The organism is Bacillus sp. PPSBB_2, from assembly GCF_045291115.1.
Classification (GTDB): domain Bacteria; phylum Bacillota; class Bacilli; order Bacillales; family Bacillaceae_G; genus Bacillus_A; species Bacillus_A cereus.
Genome location: NZ_CP147983.1, coordinates 1,530,414 through 1,552,823 on the forward strand (window position 1 = coordinate 1,530,414; position 22,410 = coordinate 1,552,823).

Consider the following 22,410-nt stretch of genomic DNA (forward strand, 5'->3'; position numbering starts at 1 on the left):
TATTCTTCCTTTTAAAAAGAAGAGTGTAAATAAATGAAGGAAGTGAACGAATGAAATTGAAGAACACTCATTTTAAAAAAATGCTTGAGTGGTTCAATAAGAGGAAGAAACTTCGTAATTCATTAATTGTATTGGGAAGTGTATTCGTTACTCTATTTATTGCTGTAAATATAATAATTTCCATTCAAGACATATCTGAATTAAAACAAGCTGTTCCACAACCGACTTTAATTTATGATGCAAATAATGAGGTCGCAACTAAATTAGCTTCCTCGAAAACAGAAGGCGTTAAAAGAAAAGATATTCCTGATATTATGGTTCAGGCAATTGTTGCAGTAGAAGATAAGGAATTTTTTAACCATCATGGTATTTATTATAGTGGAATTATAAGTGCGGTTTTTAAAAATATTACAGCAGGAGAAGTTGTAGCAGGGGGAAGTACAATAACACAACAACTTGCGAAAAATGTATTTCTGACACAAGACCGCACATACTCTCGAAAAATAAAGGAATATTTTTTAACGAAAAAAATAGAGCGCACGTATACGAAAGATGAAATCATTGAAATGTATATGAACCAAATTTATTTTGGTGAAGGTGCTTGGGGTATAAAAAGGGCAGCTAAATCTTATTTTGATAAAGATGTAAAAGATTTAACAATTTCAGAAGCTGCAACGATTGCGGGCTTGATTAAAGCACCATCTGCGTATTCACCTTATAAAAACTTTAACAAGTCAATTGAAAGACGTAATGTCGTATTAAGTTTAATGAAAGAGCAAGGGTATATTTCTGACGAACAGTATAATAAAGAAAAAGAGAGCGGACTTGTGTTAAAACGTGGCGTTGATGATAAATATAAGGGAAAATACTCTCAATATGTAGACTATATTGTTAGAGAAGCGATGGAAAAGTACGAATTAACACAAAATGAAATTTTAGCGGGTGGTTATCGTATTTATACAGAGCTTGACCCGAAAAAACAACAGGCTGTAGAAGACGTTGTGAATAATGATAGTTATTTCAAAGATAGTGGCTCAGACCAACTTATGCAAACGGGTGTAGTTCTTATAAATCCCAAAACAGGCGGTGTTCCAGCTTTAGTTGGTGGTAGAGGACCATATCAGTTTTTACAATTTAATCATGCTACGCAATTAAAAAGACAACCAGGTTCAACGTTAAAGCCTCTAGCTGTATATGTACCCGCTTTAGAACAAGGGTATGAAGTATACGATATATTAAAGGATGAACCATTTCATATTAAAGAATATGAACCGAAAAATAGTGATCAGGCTTTTCATGGTAATGTGACAATGTATGAAGCGGTAGCAAAGTCGTATAATGTTTCCGCTGTGTGGCTATTAGAACAAATAGGATTAGATAAAGGATTGAAATCTTTAGAGCGATTTGGTATTCCATTAGTACCAGAAGACCGTACGTATCCAATTGCTTTAGGTGGGATGCATGTAGGGACATCACCATTTGTAATGGCCCAAGCATATAGTACATTTGCTAATGATGGGGTTCAAGTAGAGGCTCATGCAATTAGAGAAGTTCAAAATGCTGAAGGAGAAATAATAGGGAAATGGTATAAGAAAGAGACACGAGTGACGAGTGAGAAAATTGCTCAAAAGATGACGTATTTATTAAAAGGTGTTGTAGAAAAGGGAACAGGTGGAAAAGCGAAAGTTACTAATGTTGATACAGCAGGAAAGACAGGGACTACTCAACTTGTAAATGGTCCGAGCGTAGGGGCAAAGGACTCGTGGTTTGTAGGATACACACCAGATTTAGTAAGTGCGATTTGGGTAGGATATGACAAAACAGATAGCGAGCATTATGTTCCAGGTGGTAGTCAAATTACAACGACGATGTTCCGGGATATCATGAAAAAAGCAAATGCAAACCCAGCCCAAAAAGCGTTCCAATTGTCGTTAATATCTGAAGCGGACTATAAAAAACAATTGCAAACAATTGAAGAAGAAAAGCGAAGAAAAGAAGAAGAAAAGAAAAGGCAAGAAGAAGAACAACAAAGGAAAAAAGAACAGCAAGAGTGGTTTAATAAAGTGAAAGAGTGGATTCCATCATTATGGTAAAAAAAGAGGCGAATTTCGTTATTCGCCTCTTTCTCATGTGAAAAATAAAGTTTGCTCATAATTTGTGAGGTAAATGCTACTATTCATTAAGAGTAATGTTCGTACTGCCAAAGGATTGGGAATCGTATGTGATGATTATTGTTCCTTTACTAATCGGTTCGTATAGTAATTCTTCTTCATAACTACCATTATTTTCATTATGGATAGACAGCGTGATTTCATCAATTCCTTTATTTGTATATTGATTTTTAATCGTTTCAGCAATTTGAAGTAGAGTTTCGTAACTAGGAGCTTCCGTAATAAGCATTCCTTTTATAACTTTTTTTTCATTATTTGTGGAATTGGAATAAAGGATGTTGTTTTGTTTCGTATACAAAAGTGTGTATGGAACTGTTTTTCTCTCTGCTTTTGAAATAGTGGAATATTTTAGAGTTAAAAAAAATCCTACACATAAAATAATGCATATCATAAGAGCAATCCAAATGCGTATCGGTGACATAACTCTCATTTTTCATCCCTCTTTCATATCTTTGACTTCATTATTTATCATACAAAATGAGGATTAAGATAGAGTAAATTTGAGGTAAAGAAACGTAAAGAAGGAGCACTTATCCTCCCAAACAAGTGCTCCTTTTTATTAAAAGAGAGATTTAATAGTCAATCAAAATCACATCTATTACTTATAAATGTGCTTAGTCCTCCCAAAATATTTTCGGAAATTGTGGTTAGTAAATTCGGAAGACAGATAGTGTCGCAGTTGTATCGCCCGCAGGTCCTTGTTGAGCCCCTTGAGCACCAGTAGTCCCCGTAGTTCCTCCGCCTAGGCAACCAGATCCATATTGAACTAGAATAGCTTGGCCAAGAGCTTGAAGAAGTCTAACGAATTCTGTAAGTTCGGACTTAGAGATGTTAATGTGACTGCAAGTTCTGGCTTCACAACAATCATTACCATAAAATACTTTTCCTTTATTTTTATTGTTCATCTTTTCATTCCTTTCTTTCATAGAATCAATAGTCATTACTATATATTAAAATGAAATTTCTACTAAATCCGTGCTGGACAAACTACCATTTCTAAAAAAATAAGTAAAACATAGAGAAGGTTTTATATAATGTAAAGAAGAAAAGTTCAACATAAAAACTGCATGTCAATTGTTGAAGGATGTAACAATTGACATGCAGTTCGTGGATTGGATTTTATTTGTATTGATTTAATCTTTCAAGGGCTGTTTTAGGTAAGATTGGAATTGAAATAGTAAAAGTAGTACCATCTTCATTACTAGTCATTTTTAATGTACCGTTATGATTTTGAATAATTTTTTTCGTTACTGACAAGCCCAAACCTGTGCCGGAATCTTTTGTTGAGAAGAATGGATCAAAGATATAGTCTTGAATCGCTGGTGGAATACCAGTCCCATTATCAGTGAAAGTAATACGAACAAAATTATCTAGGCGGTAACTAGTGATTTGGATAGAAAGTTTTTTTTCTCCTTGAGCATCGACGGCGTTCTGGAATAAGTTTAAAAAAACTTGCACAAGTTCATGACGATCAATATGAACTAATATATCATCTAATTCGGTAGAAAAATTATAATCAATTGAAATGTTATGTAAAAAGACTTCGCTAGCTAGTAACTGTTGAATATACTCACGTAAAAATGTATTAATGGGAAAGGGTTCTCTTTTAAATTCACGTGTTTTTGAAAGAGATAAAAATTTTGTAATGATACTATTTGCTCGATCTAATTCAGGAATAAGTAAATTTTTAAATAGTTCTTTATTAGATGGAGAAACACTTTCTTGTAAAAATTGTAAATATCCTCGTACTGTTGTAAGAGGATTTCGTACTTCGTGTGCAATTCCAGCTGCGATTCGCCCTGCTAACGAAAACTTCTCTGCATCACGTTCTGTATTTAAATAATGAAAGACACTAATAACTCTAAAAATCTCCCCGTTATAATCACGAATAATTCGGTTATTTATAATGCCATAGTTTTTGTCTAAAACTTCTTCATTATATATTTCTGTTCCCGTTTTTAATGTTTCAATCGCTTTAATTTTTTCTTCCGGCAAGTTTAGTAATTGTTGAATCGGTTTTCCGATAATATCATTTCGTATTACACCGAAATCATCTGCAGCAACTTGATTACATAAAGTAATATTCCCTTTATTATCGACAAAGGTTACATGATGTGAAAAGGCATCAAAAATATGTACAAAGTGTTTTTCGAGTTGTTCAAATAAAAATAATGAATCACAAGTAAGTTGAAAATGAGCCTCTTTATTCTCTTTTGGTATTTCTTGAATGGAATGGGTTGTTCTAGTTTTCTTTATTCGTAAACCAATATGTGGATTTTTGTATGTGAAATGATGTGGTAATTGATTCACAAGTTCTTCATAAAAACGTACTTTATTTTCTAGTTCTTCAATTCGTTTTTCATGAGATACAGTAGCATCGTTTGGAAGCATAAATAAATAACCCCTCATTTTAAAAATTCTTCCATATAGTATATCATATTTTTATAAGGATACTCTTAAAGAAAAGGCTACATGATGCAAAGTGTTTGGAAAGTGAATAGAAGATGAAGTTAAAAAGGGAGGGGTATATGTGCTGTTTATTGGAGTGACAGGATGGGGAGATCATGATTCTTTATACATAAATCCCTATGAAAATAGAAATAAATTACGAACATACAGCGAGTATTTTCCTATAGTAGAAGTGGATAGCTCATTTTATGCGATGCAACCTGCACGAAACTATACAAAATGGGCAATGGAAACACCGAAAGATTTTTCTTTTATCGTAAAAGCATATCAAGGAATGACAGGACATATGAAAGGTGAAATTCCTTTTTCTACGTTCGATGAGATGTTTGATGTATATAAACAATCTATTCTTCCTTTAATTGAAGCTGGTAAATTAAAAACGATTTTATTTCAATATCCACCATGGTTTGATTGTAAAAAGAAAAATGTAGATTTTCTCCGATATACAAAAGAAAAAATGGAAGGTTTGCCGTGTGCGATAGAATTTCGAAATCAAACATGGTTTTATCCAAAAATGAGAGATAAGACGTTACAGTTCCTAGAGCTGGAGAAATGGATTCATACAATTTGTGATGAGCCACAGGCAGGGATGGGTTCAGTACCGCTTGTATTAGAAGTAACGAATGCAGAGATGGTGTTAATACGTTTTCATGGCCGGAATGTTCATGGCTGGCTTGATAAAGGGGAAAATTGGAGAGCGGTGCGTTGCTTATATCGCTACAACAATAAAGAATTAGAAGAATGGGTAGAAAGACTAGAACAATTAAAAAAGAAGACAAAGGACATATACGTACTATTTAACAATAATTCGGGCGGCGATGCAGCAGATAATGCGAAACAGCTTATGAAAATGATGAACATTACATATGGTGAGCCGAAGCCGGAGCAATTAAATTTTTTTGAATGATAATAAACAAGAAAGGCACTGTACAAACAGGGGGAATGTACAGTGCCTTTCTATATGAAAAAGAGGGGTAACAATGTTACTGAGCGTTTGGTTGATTCATCAATTGTTGGCTTCATAATAAATGATAATGGTTATCATTATCATTGTCAATGGTTTTTCTAAAAATATATAAAAAACTTTGTATATTTTAAATAGAGATAAAAAAAGAACAGCATTAATGCTGTTCTTTTCCGTTGACGAATTGTTGTAAATCAAAAGGAGTTATCGCTTGGATAAATTCTTTTGAGATAAGTGTTTGAACGAGAGTGCTCTCAGAGATAGAAGCACCTGTTTTCTTTTCATAAGCTTGTTTTAATAAATCAAGTTTTTCAGCCGTTTCTTTTGGTAATTCAATTGTAAGTGTGTTCATAATTTCTCCCCCTTATTATTAGAGTACCACTACAGTATAGGAGAGACAAGAAAAGAGAATATGAAATATAAAAAAGGTTACCAAATTTTCAAATGGTAACCTTTTTTATGTATAAGAGTTATTAAGCAATACCGATATACTTTAAAGTTTTTGATGGAGTACTGTGATCAAAGAAGTGTTGTAAAAACGCAATATCAACACCTGATTTGTATGCACAATAACCCCAAGTTTTTCGAAGTGTATGTGAGCTAATCCCTTCTAATCCAACTTCTTTTGCAGCTTTGTTTAAAATGTACCATGCATGTTGTCTCGTAATAGATTTTGTTCCTTTTTGAGATTTTAGCAATGGTTCATTACGTTTCCAAGTTTTACGTTCTTTCATGTAGTCTTCGATTGCGTGCTGTAAGTCTTCATTTACAGCAAACCATTTATGTTTCTTCACTTTTTCATTGTAAAATAAAATGGAATGGCGAACATTTTCATTTTCATCGATTACATCACTAACTTTTAATTGTAAGATTTCACTTACTTTTAAGCCAGAATTTACAGCTAATACGAATAATAAGCCATCACGTTTCGAAGATTGTAAAAGTATATTTTTGATAGTTTCTAATTGTTTTTCATTTTGAATAGGTTGTCCTGCTTGTTTCATTTCACGCACTCTCCTCTTTTATATGTGTAAAGGAAAGGATTAACTTGTTTCTTACTATAAAGGGAGAGTGTGAATTTCATGTGAACTCCTAGTGAAATTAAGACAAATTATTTGACTTCTTTTACTTTTTGTAAATTGAAATAGAATACAACACTGTTAGTCGTATTATACACACCATACTCGGCATGATGGAGGTCTAAAATGTTTTTTACAATAGATAATCCGAGACCGGTACCTCCAGTGTGACGGCTACGTGATGCATCTAGACGATAGAAGCGATCCCAAATTTTTTCAAGACTTTCTTCAGGGATAGGGTTTCCTGTATTCTCGATTTCGACTTTTACGGTATCTTCTGCTTCTATAATGGAGACTTGTATTTTTTCTCCCTCTGGCGTATAACGGATTGCATTACTTAGTAAGTTCACAACTACTTGCTCAATGCGACTGCGATTTGCTTTAACAAGTATAGAAGGGTCTGCATCGATGTTCACTTGTAAATGTTTTTCTTCCATGCTAAATAATAATTTTGTGTAGACTTGTTGCGTTAATTCACCGATTGAGAACGTCGTCATATCTAGTTTGTAAGTACCAGATTCCAACTTTGCTAATTCTAACATTTCAACAATCAGCCTGTTCATATTTTCTGTTTCTTCTAAAATAACATCAGTATAATACGAAGTATCCTTACTAACACCATCTTTAATTCCTTCTGCAAAACTTCTAATTACACTTAGCGGTGTTTTTAATTCGTGTGATACGCCAGAAATGAATTCTTTTCTTGTTTTTTCTAATTGACGTTCACGTTCAATATCTTGTTGTAACTTTGTATTAGCAACATTTAATCGATCGATGCGATCTTTTAAATTTACAGATAATGTATTGATACTGCCAGAAAGCCCGCCAATTTCATCGTCAGCTGTAACAGGTAATTTCTCGCTGAAATCAAAATTAGCCATTTTTTTTGTAACACGATTTATTTTAATTAATGGCTTAACAATGATTTTTGAGTAGTAGAAGGATAACAAAATAATTACGAGAAACACGATGATTAAGGCATAGACATAATAATCTTTTAAAACGAGCATCGCTTCATTAACAGGCTGCAAAGATGCTATCGCAAAAGCGTATTCTGTAATCCTTCCATTTTCTATAATCGGTTTTACAAAGATACTATTTTTTATATTTTCTCCACCATCTAATATGAAAGTACTTAATTGGTTCGAGTTAGAAGTTCCCTCTCTAATCATATCTGCAAAATATTGAACGGCTTGTAATGTTTCAATATCATTTGCAAGACGAACCTCCGCTTTGGATGGGAGCTGTAACTTAGTTATAACACCTGTAAAGACAATTCGAGTTGTAGATTTGTATCGGCTTGCAAGTCTGTTCTTAGAAGGGTTACCATTAATTGACTGAAAATCCGAATAGAAATGTTCGTTCTGCCATTGATTATAATTCGTTCCTAATTTTTGTGGTGTGATTATATTATTCTCTTGTACGACTCCATCAACATTGATTATTACATCTTTTTTTAAACCTAAATTTTCGAATTTATTATATTCTTCTGGTGTTAAAAGATTATTGAGTGGAATGGAATACTGTTTATTATTGTTGGGATTAAATACATCGATATAGTAATTGTTATCACTTTTAATAATACCGTTAGAATCCAAAAACTGCATATCGGCATTTGTTTTATCATGAAATTCTTGTTTTAGTTTTCTAACCTGCTCATAACTTTTATCACTTTTATCATAATTATCTACGAATTTTTCAAAAGCAGTTTGGACTGTTTTTACTTTCTTATTAATATAAAATTTCTCTAAAAATAGAGATTGTCCTAGGAAAAAAAGTAGGAATATGATTGTAAATAAAGTGGATGTTAATAAAAATAGTTTAAAGACGATACTTCTGTTTTTCACTGCGTCACCTCTTATGAGAAATACTGTAAATGATTTCTTTATCCCGCTTTAACGGGCAATAAGACTCCCACTTCAAAATTCGGCGAATACAAGGGAGTTAGGCGGGAGATCAATTGCCCGTAAAATCCGATTGGTTCAACTAATAATCAGTGGGGGATGGAAAAAACCTCCACTGATTAAAGTTTCACTTCATTATAACAAACGTTACAAGAAAGTAGAGGGGAGAAATCTGTCTCTTTATAAAGTAGTTATTTATAAAAAGTCACATAAAAAGAACTCGCCAGACGTATGACAAGTTCTTTAGTGTATTATTGTTGAATTGCTGCATCTAAAGAGATTTCAATCATTTCGTTAAATGTAGTTTGACGCTCTTCAGATGTTGTTTCTTCGCCAGTGAAGATGTGATCGCTAACTGTTAATACAGATAATGCATTTACACCGTATTTCGCTGCTAATGTGTAAAGAGCAGTTGTTTCCATTTCTACTGCTAATACACCGTAATCTCCAAGTTTTTTAACCATGTCCATGCTTTCACGATAAAACACATCTGCTGTTAAAACGTTACCGACACGAACGTGTAATCCTTTTTCAGTTCCAGCATCATAAGCTTTCTTTAAAAGGTCAAAGTTTGCAGCTGGTGCAAAATCAAATCCTGGGAATGTTAAACGGTTCATATTAGAATCAGTACAAGCCGTCATTGCGATAATAACATCACGAACTTTTACATCTTTTTGAATTGCACCGCAAGTTCCAACGCGAATTAAATTTTTAACTCCGTAGCTTTGGATTAATTCGTTTACATAAATAGAAATAGAAGGAACACCCATACCTGTACCTTGAACAGATACACGTTTTCCTTTATAAGTTCCAGTGAAACCTAACATACCACGCACATTATTATAGCAAGTAACGTCCTCTAGAAATGTTTCAGCGATATATTTTGCACGTAATGGATCACCAGGTAATAGAATAGATTCAGCGATTTCGCCTTGTTTTGCTTCGATATGTACACTCATAAAAAAGTCCTCCTTATAATGTATTGATAGAAATCAATATCATTTGCATTATACACTACGAATCCTTTCAATTAAAATCTTTTTATTATTTGTAATATGTACAAAATAGGAGGATTTCATAAATCATAATCTAGAATATATATCTTAAGAAGTTTTGTATGAATAGAGACAATAAAAATGGTAGGTGATGTTTTGAAAAATCTTGTGATTGGGCTTATTGCGTTAGTACTTATTGTGGCAGGAGGATTTTACATAAAAAAATATCAAGAAAACGAAGAGACTGTAGGAGATGTTCAGGAAGTAAAGTGGGATGTTTCAAATGGAAAGGGAAATGAGAAAGTAGATATTGTATTTCAGTTGTTAAACAACAAGAATAATGAAATTCGTGGTGTAAATGATCAAATGCGGGCAGTGATTGTAGATGGACAGTTAAAAAACATACAACAAATTAAACCCACATTTGCAGGGAACGGGTCATATAAGTTATCTTCCAAAATAGCGAAAGACGAAGAATATACAATATTTTTATACGAAGACAAAAATAAGTCCGTAGAGTCATTCGCTAGGAAGAATTTTGGTAGAACGAAAGAGGAGAACAATAAGAAAAAAGTGAAATTTCCAATCGACAGTGTACTTACAAAAAAAATAGGAGAGTATGAAGTTTCTCTTTTATTTGGCGCATTACATCCGAATGAACCAGTTACGTTAACATTTCAGTTTCAAGCGAAAAAGGGTGAAAAATTGAAATTGCATTCAGAGAGAGGAGAAGTAGAGTCACTCTATATAGTGGATGAAACGAAGGAGAATTTTTTATACGCTATGCCTGTAGATACGGATGAGCAATTACAATACCGAATTACATTTCCTGCCGAGGGCACGTATAAAATGTGGGGGAATTTCTATATAAATGGTAAGAAGTATGAAAAAGAATTTATTGTACAAGTTCAAAAAAGAAAAAACAGCTAAGAATTTAGCTGTTTTTTCTTTTTCCTATTAATTTTGTTACAGAGAGCATTGTAATTGGTAAAGAATGATTCTTCCTAAATGCTAAATATTTACCGCTCCATGCTGGTTTATATTTTTCTTTAAAATGTCGTAATCCGCTGAAACTATACGTATAACGAACGTTATTAAAGATTGCAGCAGCCACTCGTTCAGACCAGAAAGACTGTGTGGATAAACCAACATTTGAAAGTGGTGCCATACCGATATTAAAGGAGTGGTATTCATTTTCTTTTGCCCACTGGAATAAGTGGATGAAAATTGCGTCCATAATGCCGCTAGGCGCATCTGGATAATATCGCATTAAATCGACAGATAATGATCCGTTTTGATATACAGGCATGAATGTTGTGAATGCAATAATTTTTCCATCCGCATCAGATAATGTTGCGATAGGAGCGCGACTAATATATTCACGATCGAAGTATCCGAGTGAAAAACCTTTCTCTTTTTTTCCACCAAGCCATGCATCTGAAACTTTTCTTAACTCTTCATATAATTCGTCGGAGAAAGGTGGCTCATGAATAGAGAATGTATAGCCTTCTCTTTCAAAACGGTTGAAAGTAGCTCGCATGCCAGCGCGTTTCTTTCCTGTTATTGTAAAGGTATTTAAATCAACAACAGCTTCTTCACCAAGCTTAAAGAAGTTATAACCAAAATCGTGGTATAAACTCATCCATTTACTTTCAATTTGATAGAATACACAAATGTATCCAAATCGATCAGCCTCAGCTAAAAACTCTTGCAATACAGTACGATAGGAGGAAGGGGCCCCAATTGGATCACCTAGTACAATAAGTCGTTTTCCAGTTATTGAGAAGAGAATGAGTGCTTTTCCATCACTACTGAAAAAGAACTGTTTATCTCCTAAAAAACCTAAATGACTAAGTACATTTCCACCATGTTCATCTAAGAAGTTTTGTAATCGTTTATCATTAGCTGGTTGCCCGGGAAATTCATTTCGATAACGATTTGCAATGAGTGAACCAATTAGTAAAAAAGTAGGAACAAAAAAGGCAGCTGCTAATGCACTTCGTTTTACTTGTGTAATATTACGAACGACAAAATCAGGTTTGAAAGCTTCTTTTGCACCTGCAAATAAAATACCTAAGTTTTTATATAAATATAACGTTACAAGTAGGAATATAAAAACTTTTACGATATCGGAAAGTGAGACTTCCATTTTCTCACGTACAAACCTTTTACGAAGCATATACAATACAGCGAGTACGATTAATAAAATAAAAGTTTCTTCAACATCAATTCCTTTTAGTGTGTTAAAAATAGCCGCTCCAATTAAAGAAACAATCGTCATATAATAAGAACGTTTTGTTCCGTAATATATCCCCCGCGAAAGAATGAGGAGGAGAATACCGAATGTTAGCGATAAGCTAAAAGAAAATTGAATAAGATGTTTTGGAGCTAGAATATGTAAGGCGTGTGCCCGATTTATACTTGTCGGTAGAATGGTTGATAAAATAACCATTAAGCCAGCAAATACTGTTAAAGCAGCAGATGCCCAAGAACCTAACTTTCCTAGAAAGTCACGCTGCAAAGTCCATATAACACCAGTTGTCTCTAATGCAGGCGCAATAAAAGGTTTATCTTCAAACTTTTTAATGGCTACTCCTGTCATTTCAAAAGCTGCAAAAATGAGACCAAGGCAGAAGGGCAAGATGTAATAGACGAGACGATATAATAACATAGCAGGGAGTAAAACACCTGTATCGATGCCGTATTGCCCAAGCCCAGTTAAGAAGACAAGATCAAATGATCCAAGGCCACCAGGAACAAGACTAACGACACCAGCTAAAGCAGCAATAACATATACGCCTAAAAACTTTTGGAATTCGATTTCAATGCCAAATAATAGTAATATGACGTACATAACAATACCAGCAGATACCCATTCGACTAATGAAACTAATGAGTATAAAACAGTTGGGTTTTTCTCCTCTTCTTCTTGTTCCTCTGTTTGCGTCGCTTTTCTATTTTTTAATTTAGAAAATCCGATATATATAGGGACGAAAAGAGCGAAGAAGATAAGAACAGGCCATAGCCATGGTTTTTCATGCAAAATAAATCTCGTGTCTAATATTCCGATAAGACCAAGAAATGAAAGAATGGCTAATCCATTAATAAAGGCAGTTGTCATCCAAGCGATACTTTTAATAAGTTTTCCATTTTCTTTTATATATGGACGATAAAGCATTGTGCGTACGCCGGCTCCAACAAGACCACCAAACCCGATAAATCCATTTAAAGTATTAGCAATCCACGAGATACGGAAAATCTTTTGGACAGGAATATCAGCTTTTAAGTAACGAAGCATAACATAGTCATAAAAGAACATTGTTGATACAGCGAATGCACCAAGTGTAATTGCTAAAAAGACTCCTCCAGTTGGAATGTTTTTAATTGTATCAATCGCTTCTAAAAAAGAAATGCCCGCTAATTCTTTTTTTGCTTGAAAGAATACAATTGTTAATACAACAAATGGGAAGATAATTTTCCCGATTTGTAAGAAACGTTTCCATGAAAACGACATAAATACAACTCTCCTTGTATAAGAAAACTGAGACAATAATATTATTATGACAAACTTCAAGAAAAATAAAAAGGTAATTTCCTGTATAGGGGAGCTATTTTTTATATAGGTATATTTAAAAGAATATTTTGTTTATCGGAAAATTAAGTTAGAATAAGGTGAAAGAAGGGGGAGGGGGGAGTATATGATTATAAAAGGTTACGTAGGATATGAGTTAGAAAAAGAGAAACCTAATACATCAGAAGATTTTTTTAACAGATCTGAAGTGACATATATATTAAATGGTAAAGAGAAAACTTTTTCGGTTTTATACGTTCGATATTTTGAAGAAGTTTTACAAGAAATTACTCCTTTTGAAGGAAATCCAGTGTATAAAGTAGAAGAACAAAACATATATTTGCGCGATATTGTAGCGATATGTTGTTTAATGAAAGATAAGGAGCTTCGTGCGCAAAAACGTTTGTATTTAAATAATATGGAAGAATTTCAACAATATTTTGATGAGGGAACGGTGTCGAAAGTACAAGAAATATTGGCTGAATTACATAAAAATAAAAGAGTAGAAATAGCGTGAAATGGCAAAGGAGAGAGAAAAAATGTCTAATTTGATGGTTGAAAATCAAACAGAACAAGTTTCTATATTTTTAGAAGATGCTATTAATTTGATAACCAATTATGTAAATTATCATACGTTACCTTCTTTATTAGAGGAAACACCAGCAGGGAATGAGCGATACTATAAAGGGTTATTAGCATCAATGAGACGACTTCTCGTTTTTTGCGAAGAAGGACAGGATGCATGTTTTGTTTTGTTGAATAGCCAGCCATTTCGAAAAACAGCAGCTGAAAAAATTTTATATAAGATTTACCATCAAGTAATTGCAGAGTTTTTTTCACCGAAGAGTGATCATTGGTATGAAAATAGTCGGTCTGCATATACAGGGAAAAATTCTATCGTTTTTCAACAAACACCACCTGCATCTTTAGAGCAAGTGATGAAGAGTTTAGAAGGTAAATTTCAATTGATGCGTGAAGAACTAGAATATTATGAGACGGATTATCAGACAAAGATGTTACACAAATATTGATTGAGGAAAAGAAGCTAAGGTGACTTAGCTTCTTTTCCTTTTGTACAGTTATATAAGGGATTTTCATTGAATATAGTTAAGTGGATAGCATTAGGGAGGTGCAACATGAATCAGCAAGGTGTATTTACAGATTACTTTCATGAAGTAGAAAATTGGTGTGAAAGTGTTCTTCACGTATTAGATAGTCGCGCAATGGAAGTGTATGATGTCCATATGCTTGCTTATAAAATTCAGACGTTATTAGAGCGTATGAAAGAGCATGAGTATGAAACAGATGCAGAGTTTATGTATGAAATAAGCGATGATGTAGAACATATTCAGCATCACTTGCAGGAAGTATTTATGCAAGAAGAAGAGGAATATGAATTATATGAAAGAGGGGATAGTGAACGAGCTGTCCCAATTGGAGGACATACACTCCCGCCATTACCTTATCCATATAATGCGTTAGAACCGTATATTTCTAAAGAAATTATGATGTTACATCATGATAAACATCATCGGAGTTACGTGGAAGGATTAAATAAAGCAGAGAAGATGATGGAAGAAGCGAGAAAAACAAATAAATTTGATTTAATTAAGCATTGGGAAAGGGAAGCGGCTTTTCATGGGTCAGGTCATTACTTACACACGATATTTTGGAATAACATGAAAAAAGACGGTGGTGGAAGTCCAAGAGGAACTTTTTCACAACAAATTGAACAAGATTTTGGGAGCTTTTTACGTTTCCAAAAACATTTTACAGAAGCAGCCTCTAAAGTAGAAGGTTCAGGCTGGGCAATTCTCGTTTGGGTACCCCGGTCTGGAAGGTTAGAAATTTTGCAAAGTACACTTCATCAATTATTTACACAATGGGATACGATACCGCTCCTTGTACTAGATGTCTGGGAACATGCGTATTATTTACAATACCAAAATCGAAAAGATGAATATATTAAAAACTGGTGGAATGTTGTAAATTGGCCTGATGTAGAAAAAAGGTTTGAAACTGCGAAACAAATTGAATGGACACCATATTAGACGCAAATTCTCTGCGTCTTTTTTAATGGAAGTAGAAGGAAGATTTCGTTCATATTTTAAAAGGCCAAGCATACACTTGTACAAAAAGTGCCAAAAGGACGTGGGGGGAAATATGAGACGAATTTGTGTAATCATTACGCTTCTTATGATGTATGCAAGCGTTATGCCGATTCCTACATATGCAAAGATGAACAGCAATGTTAGTGCTCGAAATGCTGTATTAATGGAGCAACAGTCTGGTCGTGTATTATACGGAAAGGCAGAACATGAGCCTCAAAAAATTGCTAGTATAACAAAAATTATGACCGCCTTATTAGCTGCTGAATCAGGGAAGATGAAAGAAATGGTATCAGTTAGTAATGAAGCGGTGAGGGTGGAAGGATCGGCAATCTATTTAAAGCCTGGACAAAAAGTGAAGTTAGAAGATTTAGTATACGGACTCATGCTTAGATCTGGTAATGACGCAGCGCAAGTAATTGCTGAAAGTGTGGGTGGGAGTATAGATGGATTCGTATATTTAATGAATCAAAAAGCGAAAGAAATTGGAATGAAAGATACGCACTTCTCAAACCCTCATGGCTTAGATGGAGATGGATCACATTATTCGTCGGCTTACGATATGGCATTATTAACGAAATATGCAATGGGAAACGAGACATTTAAGAAAATCTTTGGAACCAAAACATATAAATCAGATTCTTGGGATTACCCATGGAAAAATAAACATAAGCTGGTAACGTCTTATTATGAATTTGCAACAGGGGGAAAAACAGGCTTTACGAAGAAAGCTGGGCGAACGCTTGTTACAACGGCATCAAAAGGTGGACTAGATTTAATTGTCGTAACTTTGAGTGCCTCTAGTGATTGGGATGATCATATGAATTTGTTTGATAAAGGTTTTGACCGTTTCAAACAAACGAAAGTTTTAGGACAAGGAGCAATTGCTGAAATAAATGAAAAGAAGTATGCCAACCATGTTTATACGAAAAATAGTTTTTCGGTACCGTTAACTGAAGAAGAAAAAAAGAACGTAGTATTAAAAGTTGAACTCGATAAAAGTACAAAACTTACGGATGGAGTAAAGGTTGGGAAGACAGACATTTATGTTGGTAATGAAAAAGTTGGAGAACGGAATTTATTTTATAGTAAACGAAAGTTAGTAGCTACAACGGGACTTTACTGGAATAATGTGAAAGAAATTTTTTCTTACATGATAGGTGTTGGGAACGATGGTTAATCTCGTATGGGTAGCGATGGCTGTCATTGGGATTGTATACGCCATGATAAATGGAACGATGGAAGAAGTGAATAAAGCTGTATTTGACGGAGCAAAAGATGCGGTAACGATTTGTATAGGACTTATTAGTGTTTTAGTATTTTGGCTCGGTTTAATGAAAATTGCAGAGGAAGCCGGATTGTTAAAAAAATTAGTTACACTTTTTATGCCGATAGTAAAAAGGTTGTTTCCAGAAATACCAAAGGATCATCCGTCTATGGGATTTATTCTATCAAATATGATGGCAAACTTTTTTGGTCTAGGTAATGCAGCGACCCCTCTTGGTATTAAAGCGATGGAACAACTGAAAGAGTTAAATGGAGGAAAGGATTCGGCGAGCCGTTCTATGGTGACGTTTCTAGCATTAAATACATCAGCTATTACATTAATTCCTACGACAGTCATTTCCATTCGAATGACGTATGAATCAGCGAATCCTACTGAAATTGTTGGGGTAACATTTATTGCACAAGTACTTTCTATGATTGGGGCAATTTGGATTGACCGCTATTTTTACCGAAGAAGGAGTAGAAAGGGGCGGAAAAAATGAGCATTGTAAATACAATTTCCTTATGGGTAATCCCTTGTGTAATTAGTTTTATCCTTTTATATGGCACAATAAAGAAAGTACCGACGTATGAATCGTTCGTTGAGGGAGGAAAAGAAGGGATTCAAATTGCAATTTCCATCTTACCGTTTATGGTTGGAATGCTTGTGTCTATTTCTATATTCCGGTCTTCAGGTGCGTTAGATGCAATGATATCGGTAATGAAGCCAATGTTAGATTTGATCCATGTTCCAGCAGAAATTGTACCCTTAGCACTTATACGCCCTATTTCAGGCTCTGCTGGTTTAAGTATTACGACCGATCTAATTGCTACATATGGGCCAGATTCGTTTATTGGGAGATTGGCTTCTACGATGCAAGGGAGCACAGATACGACTTTCTATATTTTAACTGTATATTTTGGAGCGGTTGGGATTAGAAAAATGGGGGATGCACTAAAAGTAGGACTTTTTGCAGATTTAATCGGGATTATATGCTCAATTGTGTTCGTTTCTTTATTGTTTCAGTAATACTATTCATTTTTTACGCTATTTCGCTTATAATACGTATACGACCACTATTAAGGTGTAGCTTAATAGTGGTTTTTTTATGTGGTATTTTTGACAAAATGATGAACTTTTATTGTTAGAAATATGAAAAATATGGACAATAATAAAGGGTAAAAACATGATTTGACCTTTATATGTTTATTATCATCGCTATGTTGTTTAAGTAAGATGAAGCGAATAGCCGTAAAGCGTATGCGGTTGCCAAGTCTTTCTAATGTAAGGTAAGATAAATTCGAGGTGAAAAAAAGAAATGGAACGATTACAAAAAGTGATTGCGCAAGCAGGTATTGCATCGAGAAGAAAGGCTGAGGAATTAATTCAGCAAGGAAAAGTGAAAGTTAATGGAAAAATAGTGAAAGAGTTAGGGACAAAAGTAACTCCTCAAGATAAAGTAGAAGTAAATAACATCCCTCTTGAAAAAGAAGAACCTGTTTATTTTTTACTATATAAACCAACTGGCGTAATTTCAAGTGTATCAGACGATAAAGGAAGAAGTGTTGTAACGGACTTTTTCCCGGAAATTACACAACGTTTATTCCCAATCGGACGCTTAGATTATGATACGTCTGGCGTATTATTAATGACAAACGATGGGGACTTCGCAAACGTATTAATGCATCCTAGATATAAAGTTGAAAAAACATATGTTGCAAAAATAAAAGGGCCATTAACAGGTGAGAAAATTCGCATGTTAGAACGCGGTGTTACGTTAGAAGACGGTAAAACAGCACCAGCACGTGTGAAAATTATTTCTTGGGACAAGCGTAAAGAGATGGCTATTGTACAATTAACAATTCATGAAGGACGTAATCGTCAAGTACGTCGTATGTTTGAAGCGTTAGACTGTAAAGTAGTGAAATTAAAACGTGAACGTTATGCTTTCTTAGAAGTAGGAAGCCTGCGACCTGGTGATGCGAGAGAATTGACACCACATGAGGTGAAACAATTACGCGCGCTTGCTTCTACAAAGCCAAGATAAGCTATAGAGTTAAAAATTCACCAGTGGAGTGCTCTGCTGGTGATTTATTCAATACAACATTTACAGAAGATAATACATAACACTTGCCGAGGAGAGGAGAGGTAATATGAAGAAAAATCGCTTATTATTTCGCGTTATTATTCTACTCATTTTATGTGGTGCTGTAGGATTTACCCTTTATCAAGGATTCTTTGCTAATAAAGAGAAAATGCAAATCGGAAAAGAAGCACCTAACTTTATTGTGACGGATTTAGAAGGAAAGAAAATTGAACTAAAAGATTTAAAGGGAAAAGGTGTATTTTTAAACTTTTGGGGCACGTGGTGTAAACCTTGTGAAAAAGAAATGCCTTATATGAATGAATTATATCCAAAGTATAAAGAAAAAGGCGTTGAAATCATAGCGTTAGATGCAGATGAAACGGATATTGCAGTAAAGAACTTTGTGAACCAATATGGTTTGAAATTCCCAGTTGCCATTGATAAAGGACAAAAGATTATAGGAACATATGGAGTAGGTCCTTTACCGACAAGCTTTTTGATTGATAAAGATGGAAAAGTAGTGGAGCAAATTATAGGGGAACAAACGAAAGAACAGTTAGAAGGGTATTTAAAGAAAATTACTCCGTAATAAAGAAAGCCTTTACATAAGGGGTGCGTGTTTATAGTGCCTCTGGTTTAAAAATTCTGAGTATTGCGGTAACTTGAGGTTAGAATATACAATAGTACATATAGATACAGGGGCGGTGAGAGTGTTGAAAGAAATTAAATGTGAATGTGGACATGTTAATCCGATAGGAACCGTTTTTTGTGAAGCTTGCGGGAAACCATTTGAAAGCAATGAAAATGCAAAACTATTGGATATGCGCTATGAGGGGAGTGCACGGAGATCTCTCACGCAGACAAAAACGATAGTCGATAAAATTTGGAGCTTTTTCTCTTCTGTAAAAGTAGGTGTATGGCTAATCGTAATAACTTTAGCTGCATCAGCGATAGGAACTATTTTTCCGCAAGAAATGTACATAACTCCAGGTATTGCACCAGCTGAATATTATAAACAAGAATACGGATTTTTAGGACAATTATACTATCAATTAGGGTTTAATAATTTATACGGTTCATGGTGGTATATGATTTTGATTGCTTCTATCGGTATTTCACTTGTGATATGTAGTTTAGACCGCGTTATTCCACTTTATAAAGCTTTAAAAAAGCAAGGCGTAAAAAGACATCCTAGTTTTTTAAAGAGACAGAGATTATATGGGACTGGTACACCGCAAGAAGGTGACCTGGAAAGAGTGCAAGAGAATTTAAAGAAAAGAAACTATAACGTGAAAGTGGAAGACGGAAACGTTTTAGCAGAAAAGGGACGCTTCTCGCGTTGGGGTCCATATGTAAATCATATCGGTCTTATTATCTTTTTATTCGGTGCGATGCTTCGTTTTTTACCGAGTATGTACGTAGACGAAGCACTTTGGTTACGTGACGGTGAAACGAAAGAAATACCAGGGACGGATGGACAATACTACTTAAAAAACGAGAAATTTATAAAAGAAGTTTATGATAAAAGTAAGGACAAGGAAGTTTTTGATGAAGCGATTGATCGTGTAGGCGATAAAATGATTGCGAAAAACTTCCAAACGAATGCCGTATTATATAAAGCGGTAGGAGAAAATATAGCAGGACAAAAACCGAAATTAGAAAAAGTAAAAGAAGCGGAAATTCGAGTGAATGAACCACTGAAATTTGATCAATTTGCAGTGTATCAAGTTTCTTATAAAGAAAGTGAATTTAAAAGTATGTCCTTTAACTTGCAAAATAAAGAAAATAATCAAAAGTGGGGACCAATTAAAGTAGATTTAACGAATCCTAAGGAAAAATATGATTTAGGAAATGGTTATTCTCTAGAACTATTAAGCTATTTTCCTGATTTTTATTTTGATGAGAATGGAAAACCAAATACAAAAACGAAATTACCAAACAATCCTGCATTTGTATTTAAAATGTTTACACCTGAAACACCAGATGGTGAAGTGAGTTTTGTTGGTATTCAGCAAAATATAGAACCAGATGGAAACAACAAATATAAAATGTCGTTTGCAGGTGTTGAAATGCAAAATGCAACAGCACTTACTGTAAGAAAAGATTTAACGCTTTGGATTCTCGGCATTGGAGGATTTATATTTATGGTTGGTGTCATTCAAGGTATGTATTGGAATCATCGCCGTATTTGGATACAACGTGTTAATGATGAATGGTGGATTGCAGGGCATACAAATAAAAATTGGTTCGGTTTAAAGAAAGATATTGAAAGAGTAATAGAAGGTACAGCAATTCCACAGCCAAATGATAAAGTAATTGATAAAAAAATTAGTTAAGGTGGGGAAACGATATGGTGCAAATAAGTAGTAACTTTCTCTTTACCGCATTTATTTTATATTTAATTGCGACTCTATTTTTTGGGGGAGCCATTAAAGAAAAGGGTCATAAATGGGCAAATGTAGGAATAACGATTACAATTTTAGGGTTTATAGCACAAACAGTATATTTTGTTACAAGGTGGATTGCATCAGGGCATGCGCCAGTTAGTAACTTTTTTGAATTCGGTACATTTTTCGGCATGATGCTTGTAGGAGCATTTATTGTTATGTATTTTATGTACCGTGTAAGCATAATCGGACTATTTGCATTACCAGTTGCGCTTTTATTAATTGCCTATGCAAGTATGTTTCCGAGGGAAATATCTCCGCTTATTCCATCTTTAAAAAGTAATTGGTTACATATTCACGTGACGACTGCAGCAGCAGGACAAGCCATTTTAGCGATTAGTTTTATTACAGGCGTTATGTATTTATTGAAAAATGTAGATCAATCGACGAGAAGTAAACGTACATTTTGGCTAGAGACGGTAGTATTTACACTTGTTTGTACAGTTGGATTTATTGGGGTAACAACGGTATTTTCTAGTATGAAATATGAAGCGAAGTTTCAATGGATTGACAAAAATGAACAGCAAGCGGAAATGAAGTACAATCTTCCGGCTTTAGTTGGACCGCATGAAGGGAAGTTACTGACAGAAAATAAATTAGAACCGGCAGTTGAAGTTCCAGCAATTGTAAATGCGAAAAAATTAAATACTGTTATTTGGTCAGTGTTAGTTGGAACATTACTGTATATTGTATTAAGACTTGTTTTACGGAAGCGAGTATCGGCGGCACTTCAGCCGTTAGTAAAGAATACGAATAGTGATCTACTAGATGAAATCGGATATCGATCTATTGCAATTGGATTCCCAGTGTTCACATTAGGAGCGTTAATTTTTGCGATGATTTGGGCTCAAATAGCGTGGACGCGCTTTTGGGGCTGGGATCCAAAAGAGGTTTGGGCACTTATCACTTGGCTCTTTTATGCGGCAGTATTACATTTACGCCTATCAAAAGGATGGCATGGAGAGAAGTCAGCTTGGCTTGCAGTAATTGGTTTTGCAATCATTATGTTTAACTTTATTGTAGTAAACTTAATTATTGCCGGTTTACATTCATATGCATAGAGAAATAAAATAGGGGAGTGCATGTCACTTTCCTATTTTATTTTTGTCAACTTTTCTTCTTTTTTGAGAAAAACATGACAAAGTAGCGGTTGATTTTGTAAAATGATGTCGAGGACATTATATGCTGTTCAAAAAAAATACATAGTTTTGGAAAAAAATTGAACAAAATTTATTATTCTTGTGAAGCATAATATGGGAAGTGAAACATTTAGAAGATTGCTTAAATAAACGAGAATAGCGCAACATAATAGTTAAAGAAGGGTAGGTGTGAACCGCTGAGGTGAGAGT

At 34.3% G+C, this 22,410-nt stretch carries 21 protein-coding genes; 13 read left to right on the top strand and 8 right to left on the bottom strand.

Features of this window, described 5'->3' with window-relative positions:
• The first annotated feature begins 50 nt into the window (after positions 1–50).
• Positions 51–2,093, top strand: a complete 2,043-nt coding sequence (locus tag V6946_RS07710) for a PBP1A family penicillin-binding protein (protein WP_366981539.1) — start codon at positions 51–53, stop codon at positions 2,091–2,093.
• 79 nt (positions 2,094–2,172) lie between these two features.
• On the opposite strand, the gene V6946_RS07715 is transcribed toward V6946_RS07710, so the two are convergent.
• The 3 genes from V6946_RS07715 to V6946_RS07725 all read right to left on the bottom strand — a co-directional run bounded on the left by V6946_RS07715 (position 2,173) and on the right by V6946_RS07725 (position 4,562).
• Complete coding sequence (locus V6946_RS07715) at positions 2,173–2,601, bottom strand: hypothetical protein (protein WP_006915455.1); 429 nt, start codon at positions 2,599–2,601, stop codon at positions 2,173–2,175.
• A gap of 217 nt (positions 2,602–2,818) precedes the next feature.
• Entirely contained in the window at positions 2,819–3,097 is a 279-nt protein-coding gene (locus tag V6946_RS07720; RefSeq protein WP_033692659.1) for a hypothetical protein, read from the bottom strand.
• A 193-nt stretch (positions 3,098–3,290) separates the two neighbouring features.
• Complete coding sequence (locus V6946_RS07725; protein ID WP_000937244.1) at positions 3,291–4,562, bottom strand: ATP-binding protein; 1,272 nt, start codon at positions 4,560–4,562, stop codon at positions 3,291–3,293.
• Between the two features lie 139 nt (positions 4,563–4,701).
• Here V6946_RS07725 and V6946_RS07730 point away from each other — a divergent pair, with 139 nt between their 5' ends.
• Positions 4,702–5,547, top strand: coding sequence for a DUF72 domain-containing protein (locus V6946_RS07730; protein WP_006924471.1), 846 nt, complete (start codon positions 4,702–4,704; stop codon positions 5,545–5,547).
• A 214-nt stretch (positions 5,548–5,761) separates the two neighbouring features.
• Here the strand turns inward: V6946_RS07730 and V6946_RS07735 are convergent, their stop codons facing one another.
• The 4 genes from V6946_RS07735 to deoD form a co-directional block, all read right to left on the bottom strand.
• Positions 5,762–5,956, bottom strand: a complete 195-nt coding sequence (locus tag V6946_RS07735; protein ID WP_001094860.1) for a DUF3924 domain-containing protein — start codon at positions 5,954–5,956, stop codon at positions 5,762–5,764.
• Positions 5,957–6,077: 121 nt separating this feature from the next.
• Positions 6,078–6,608, bottom strand: a complete 531-nt coding sequence (locus V6946_RS07740; RefSeq protein ID WP_000806236.1) for a tyrosine-type recombinase/integrase — start codon at positions 6,606–6,608, stop codon at positions 6,078–6,080.
• Between the two features lie 107 nt (positions 6,609–6,715).
• The gene (locus V6946_RS07745; protein WP_000797516.1) at positions 6,716–8,530 is read right to left on the bottom strand and encodes a cell wall metabolism sensor histidine kinase WalK; all 1,815 of its coding nucleotides are present in this window, start codon (positions 8,528–8,530) and stop codon (positions 6,716–6,718) included.
• Between the two features lie 308 nt (positions 8,531–8,838).
• On the bottom strand, positions 8,839–9,546 hold the full coding sequence (gene deoD, locus V6946_RS07750) for a purine-nucleoside phosphorylase (protein ID WP_006924467.1): 708 nt from the start codon (positions 9,544–9,546) through the stop codon (positions 8,839–8,841).
• A gap of 177 nt (positions 9,547–9,723) precedes the next feature.
• Between deoD and V6946_RS07755 the strand changes: the two genes are divergently transcribed.
• Entirely contained in the window at positions 9,724–10,512 is a 789-nt protein-coding gene (locus tag V6946_RS07755) for a hypothetical protein (RefSeq protein ID WP_000232610.1), read from the top strand.
• A 4-nt stretch (positions 10,513–10,516) separates the two neighbouring features.
• On the opposite strand, the gene mprF is transcribed toward V6946_RS07755, so the two are convergent.
• Positions 10,517–13,096 (bottom strand): bifunctional lysylphosphatidylglycerol flippase/synthetase MprF, encoded by a 2,580-nt coding sequence (mprF, locus tag V6946_RS07760; RefSeq protein ID WP_000010845.1) that lies wholly within the window; start codon positions 13,094–13,096, stop codon positions 10,517–10,519.
• 184 nt (positions 13,097–13,280) lie between these two features.
• Between mprF and V6946_RS07765 the strand changes: the two genes are divergently transcribed.
• The 10 genes from V6946_RS07765 to resC all read left to right on the top strand — a co-directional run bounded on the left by V6946_RS07765 (position 13,281) and on the right by resC (position 22,122).
• Positions 13,281–13,670 carry a hypothetical protein gene (locus V6946_RS07765; RefSeq protein ID WP_000584367.1) on the top strand — a complete coding sequence of 130 codons (390 nt, stop codon included), beginning with the start codon at positions 13,281–13,283 and terminating at the stop codon, positions 13,668–13,670.
• Positions 13,671–13,692: 22 nt separating this feature from the next.
• Positions 13,693–14,184: a YpuI family protein gene (locus V6946_RS07770; RefSeq protein ID WP_000067557.1), complete on the top strand. Its 492-nt coding sequence runs from the start codon at positions 13,693–13,695 to the stop codon at positions 14,182–14,184.
• A 105-nt stretch (positions 14,185–14,289) separates the two neighbouring features.
• Complete coding sequence (locus V6946_RS07775; protein WP_001075741.1) at positions 14,290–15,204, top strand: superoxide dismutase; 915 nt, start codon at positions 14,290–14,292, stop codon at positions 15,202–15,204.
• A gap of 112 nt (positions 15,205–15,316) precedes the next feature.
• Positions 15,317–16,441 carry a D-alanyl-D-alanine carboxypeptidase DacB gene (gene dacB / locus V6946_RS07780; RefSeq protein WP_001252638.1) on the top strand — a complete coding sequence of 375 codons (1,125 nt, stop codon included), beginning with the start codon at positions 15,317–15,319 and terminating at the stop codon, positions 16,439–16,441.
• Positions 16,434–17,030, top strand: a complete 597-nt coding sequence (gene spmA, locus V6946_RS07785; protein WP_000247811.1) for a spore maturation protein SpmA — start codon at positions 16,434–16,436, stop codon at positions 17,028–17,030. The genes dacB and spmA overlap by 8 nt, the downstream gene beginning before the upstream one ends.
• Positions 17,027–17,557 carry a spore maturation protein SpmB gene (gene spmB / locus V6946_RS07790; RefSeq protein WP_006924462.1) on the top strand — a complete coding sequence of 177 codons (531 nt, stop codon included), beginning with the start codon at positions 17,027–17,029 and terminating at the stop codon, positions 17,555–17,557. Before spmA ends, spmB begins: the two co-directional genes overlap by 4 nt.
• A 289-nt stretch (positions 17,558–17,846) precedes the next feature.
• Positions 17,847–18,575, top strand: a complete 729-nt coding sequence (gene rluB, locus V6946_RS07795; RefSeq protein WP_000440556.1) for a 23S rRNA pseudouridine(2605) synthase RluB — start codon at positions 17,847–17,849, stop codon at positions 18,573–18,575.
• A 106-nt stretch (positions 18,576–18,681) separates the two neighbouring features.
• Positions 18,682–19,203 carry a thiol-disulfide oxidoreductase ResA gene (gene resA, locus V6946_RS07800; RefSeq protein ID WP_000742192.1) on the top strand — a complete coding sequence of 174 codons (522 nt, stop codon included), beginning with the start codon at positions 18,682–18,684 and terminating at the stop codon, positions 19,201–19,203.
• Between the two features lie 121 nt (positions 19,204–19,324).
• Entirely contained in the window at positions 19,325–20,950 is a 1,626-nt protein-coding gene (gene resB / locus V6946_RS07805; RefSeq protein WP_000910523.1) for a cytochrome c biogenesis protein ResB, read from the top strand.
• A gap of 14 nt (positions 20,951–20,964) precedes the next feature.
• A complete protein-coding gene (resC, locus tag V6946_RS07810; protein WP_000250079.1) occupies positions 20,965–22,122 on the top strand; it encodes a cytochrome c biogenesis protein ResC in 1,158 nt (385 codons plus the stop codon).
• Positions 22,123–22,410: the final 288 nt, after the last annotated feature.

Excerpts from the sequence above, each read along its gene's own strand:
- spmB (WP_006924462.1), top strand. The coding sequence starts at position 17,027 with ATGAGCATTGTAAATACAATTTCCTTATGGGTAATCCCTTGTGTAATT.
- V6946_RS07735 (WP_001094860.1), bottom strand. The coding sequence starts at position 5,956 with ATGAACACACTTACAATTGAATTACCAAAAGAAACGGCTGAAAAACTT.
- V6946_RS07755 (WP_000232610.1), top strand. The coding sequence starts at position 9,724 with ATGGTAGGTGATGTTTTGAAAAATCTTGTGATTGGGCTTATTGCGTTA.
- spmA (WP_000247811.1), top strand. The coding sequence starts at position 16,434 with ATGGTTAATCTCGTATGGGTAGCGATGGCTGTCATTGGGATTGTATAC.
- V6946_RS07765 (WP_000584367.1), top strand. The coding sequence starts at position 13,281 with ATGATTATAAAAGGTTACGTAGGATATGAGTTAGAAAAAGAGAAACCT.
- resA (WP_000742192.1), top strand. The coding sequence starts at position 18,682 with ATGAAGAAAAATCGCTTATTATTTCGCGTTATTATTCTACTCATTTTA.
- V6946_RS07725 (WP_000937244.1), bottom strand. The coding sequence starts at position 4,562 with ATGCTTCCAAACGATGCTACTGTATCTCATGAAAAACGAATTGAAGAA.
- V6946_RS07715 (WP_006915455.1), bottom strand. The coding sequence starts at position 2,601 with ATGAGAGTTATGTCACCGATACGCATTTGGATTGCTCTTATGATATGC.
- V6946_RS07720 (WP_033692659.1), bottom strand. The coding sequence starts at position 3,097 with ATGAAAGAAAGGAATGAAAAGATGAACAATAAAAATAAAGGAAAAGTA.
- deoD (WP_006924467.1), bottom strand. The coding sequence starts at position 9,546 with ATGAGTGTACATATCGAAGCAAAACAAGGCGAAATCGCTGAATCTATT.
- resC (WP_000250079.1), top strand. The coding sequence starts at position 20,965 with ATGGTGCAAATAAGTAGTAACTTTCTCTTTACCGCATTTATTTTATAT.
- V6946_RS07710 (WP_366981539.1), top strand. The coding sequence starts at position 51 with ATGAAATTGAAGAACACTCATTTTAAAAAAATGCTTGAGTGGTTCAAT.
- V6946_RS07775 (WP_001075741.1), top strand. The coding sequence starts at position 14,290 with ATGAATCAGCAAGGTGTATTTACAGATTACTTTCATGAAGTAGAAAAT.
- mprF (WP_000010845.1), bottom strand. The coding sequence starts at position 13,096 with ATGTCGTTTTCATGGAAACGTTTCTTACAAATCGGGAAAATTATCTTC.
- rluB (WP_000440556.1), top strand. The coding sequence starts at position 17,847 with ATGGAACGATTACAAAAAGTGATTGCGCAAGCAGGTATTGCATCGAGA.
- V6946_RS07740 (WP_000806236.1), bottom strand. The coding sequence starts at position 6,608 with ATGAAACAAGCAGGACAACCTATTCAAAATGAAAAACAATTAGAAACT.
- dacB (WP_001252638.1), top strand. The coding sequence starts at position 15,317 with ATGAGACGAATTTGTGTAATCATTACGCTTCTTATGATGTATGCAAGC.
- V6946_RS07770 (WP_000067557.1), top strand. The coding sequence starts at position 13,693 with ATGTCTAATTTGATGGTTGAAAATCAAACAGAACAAGTTTCTATATTT.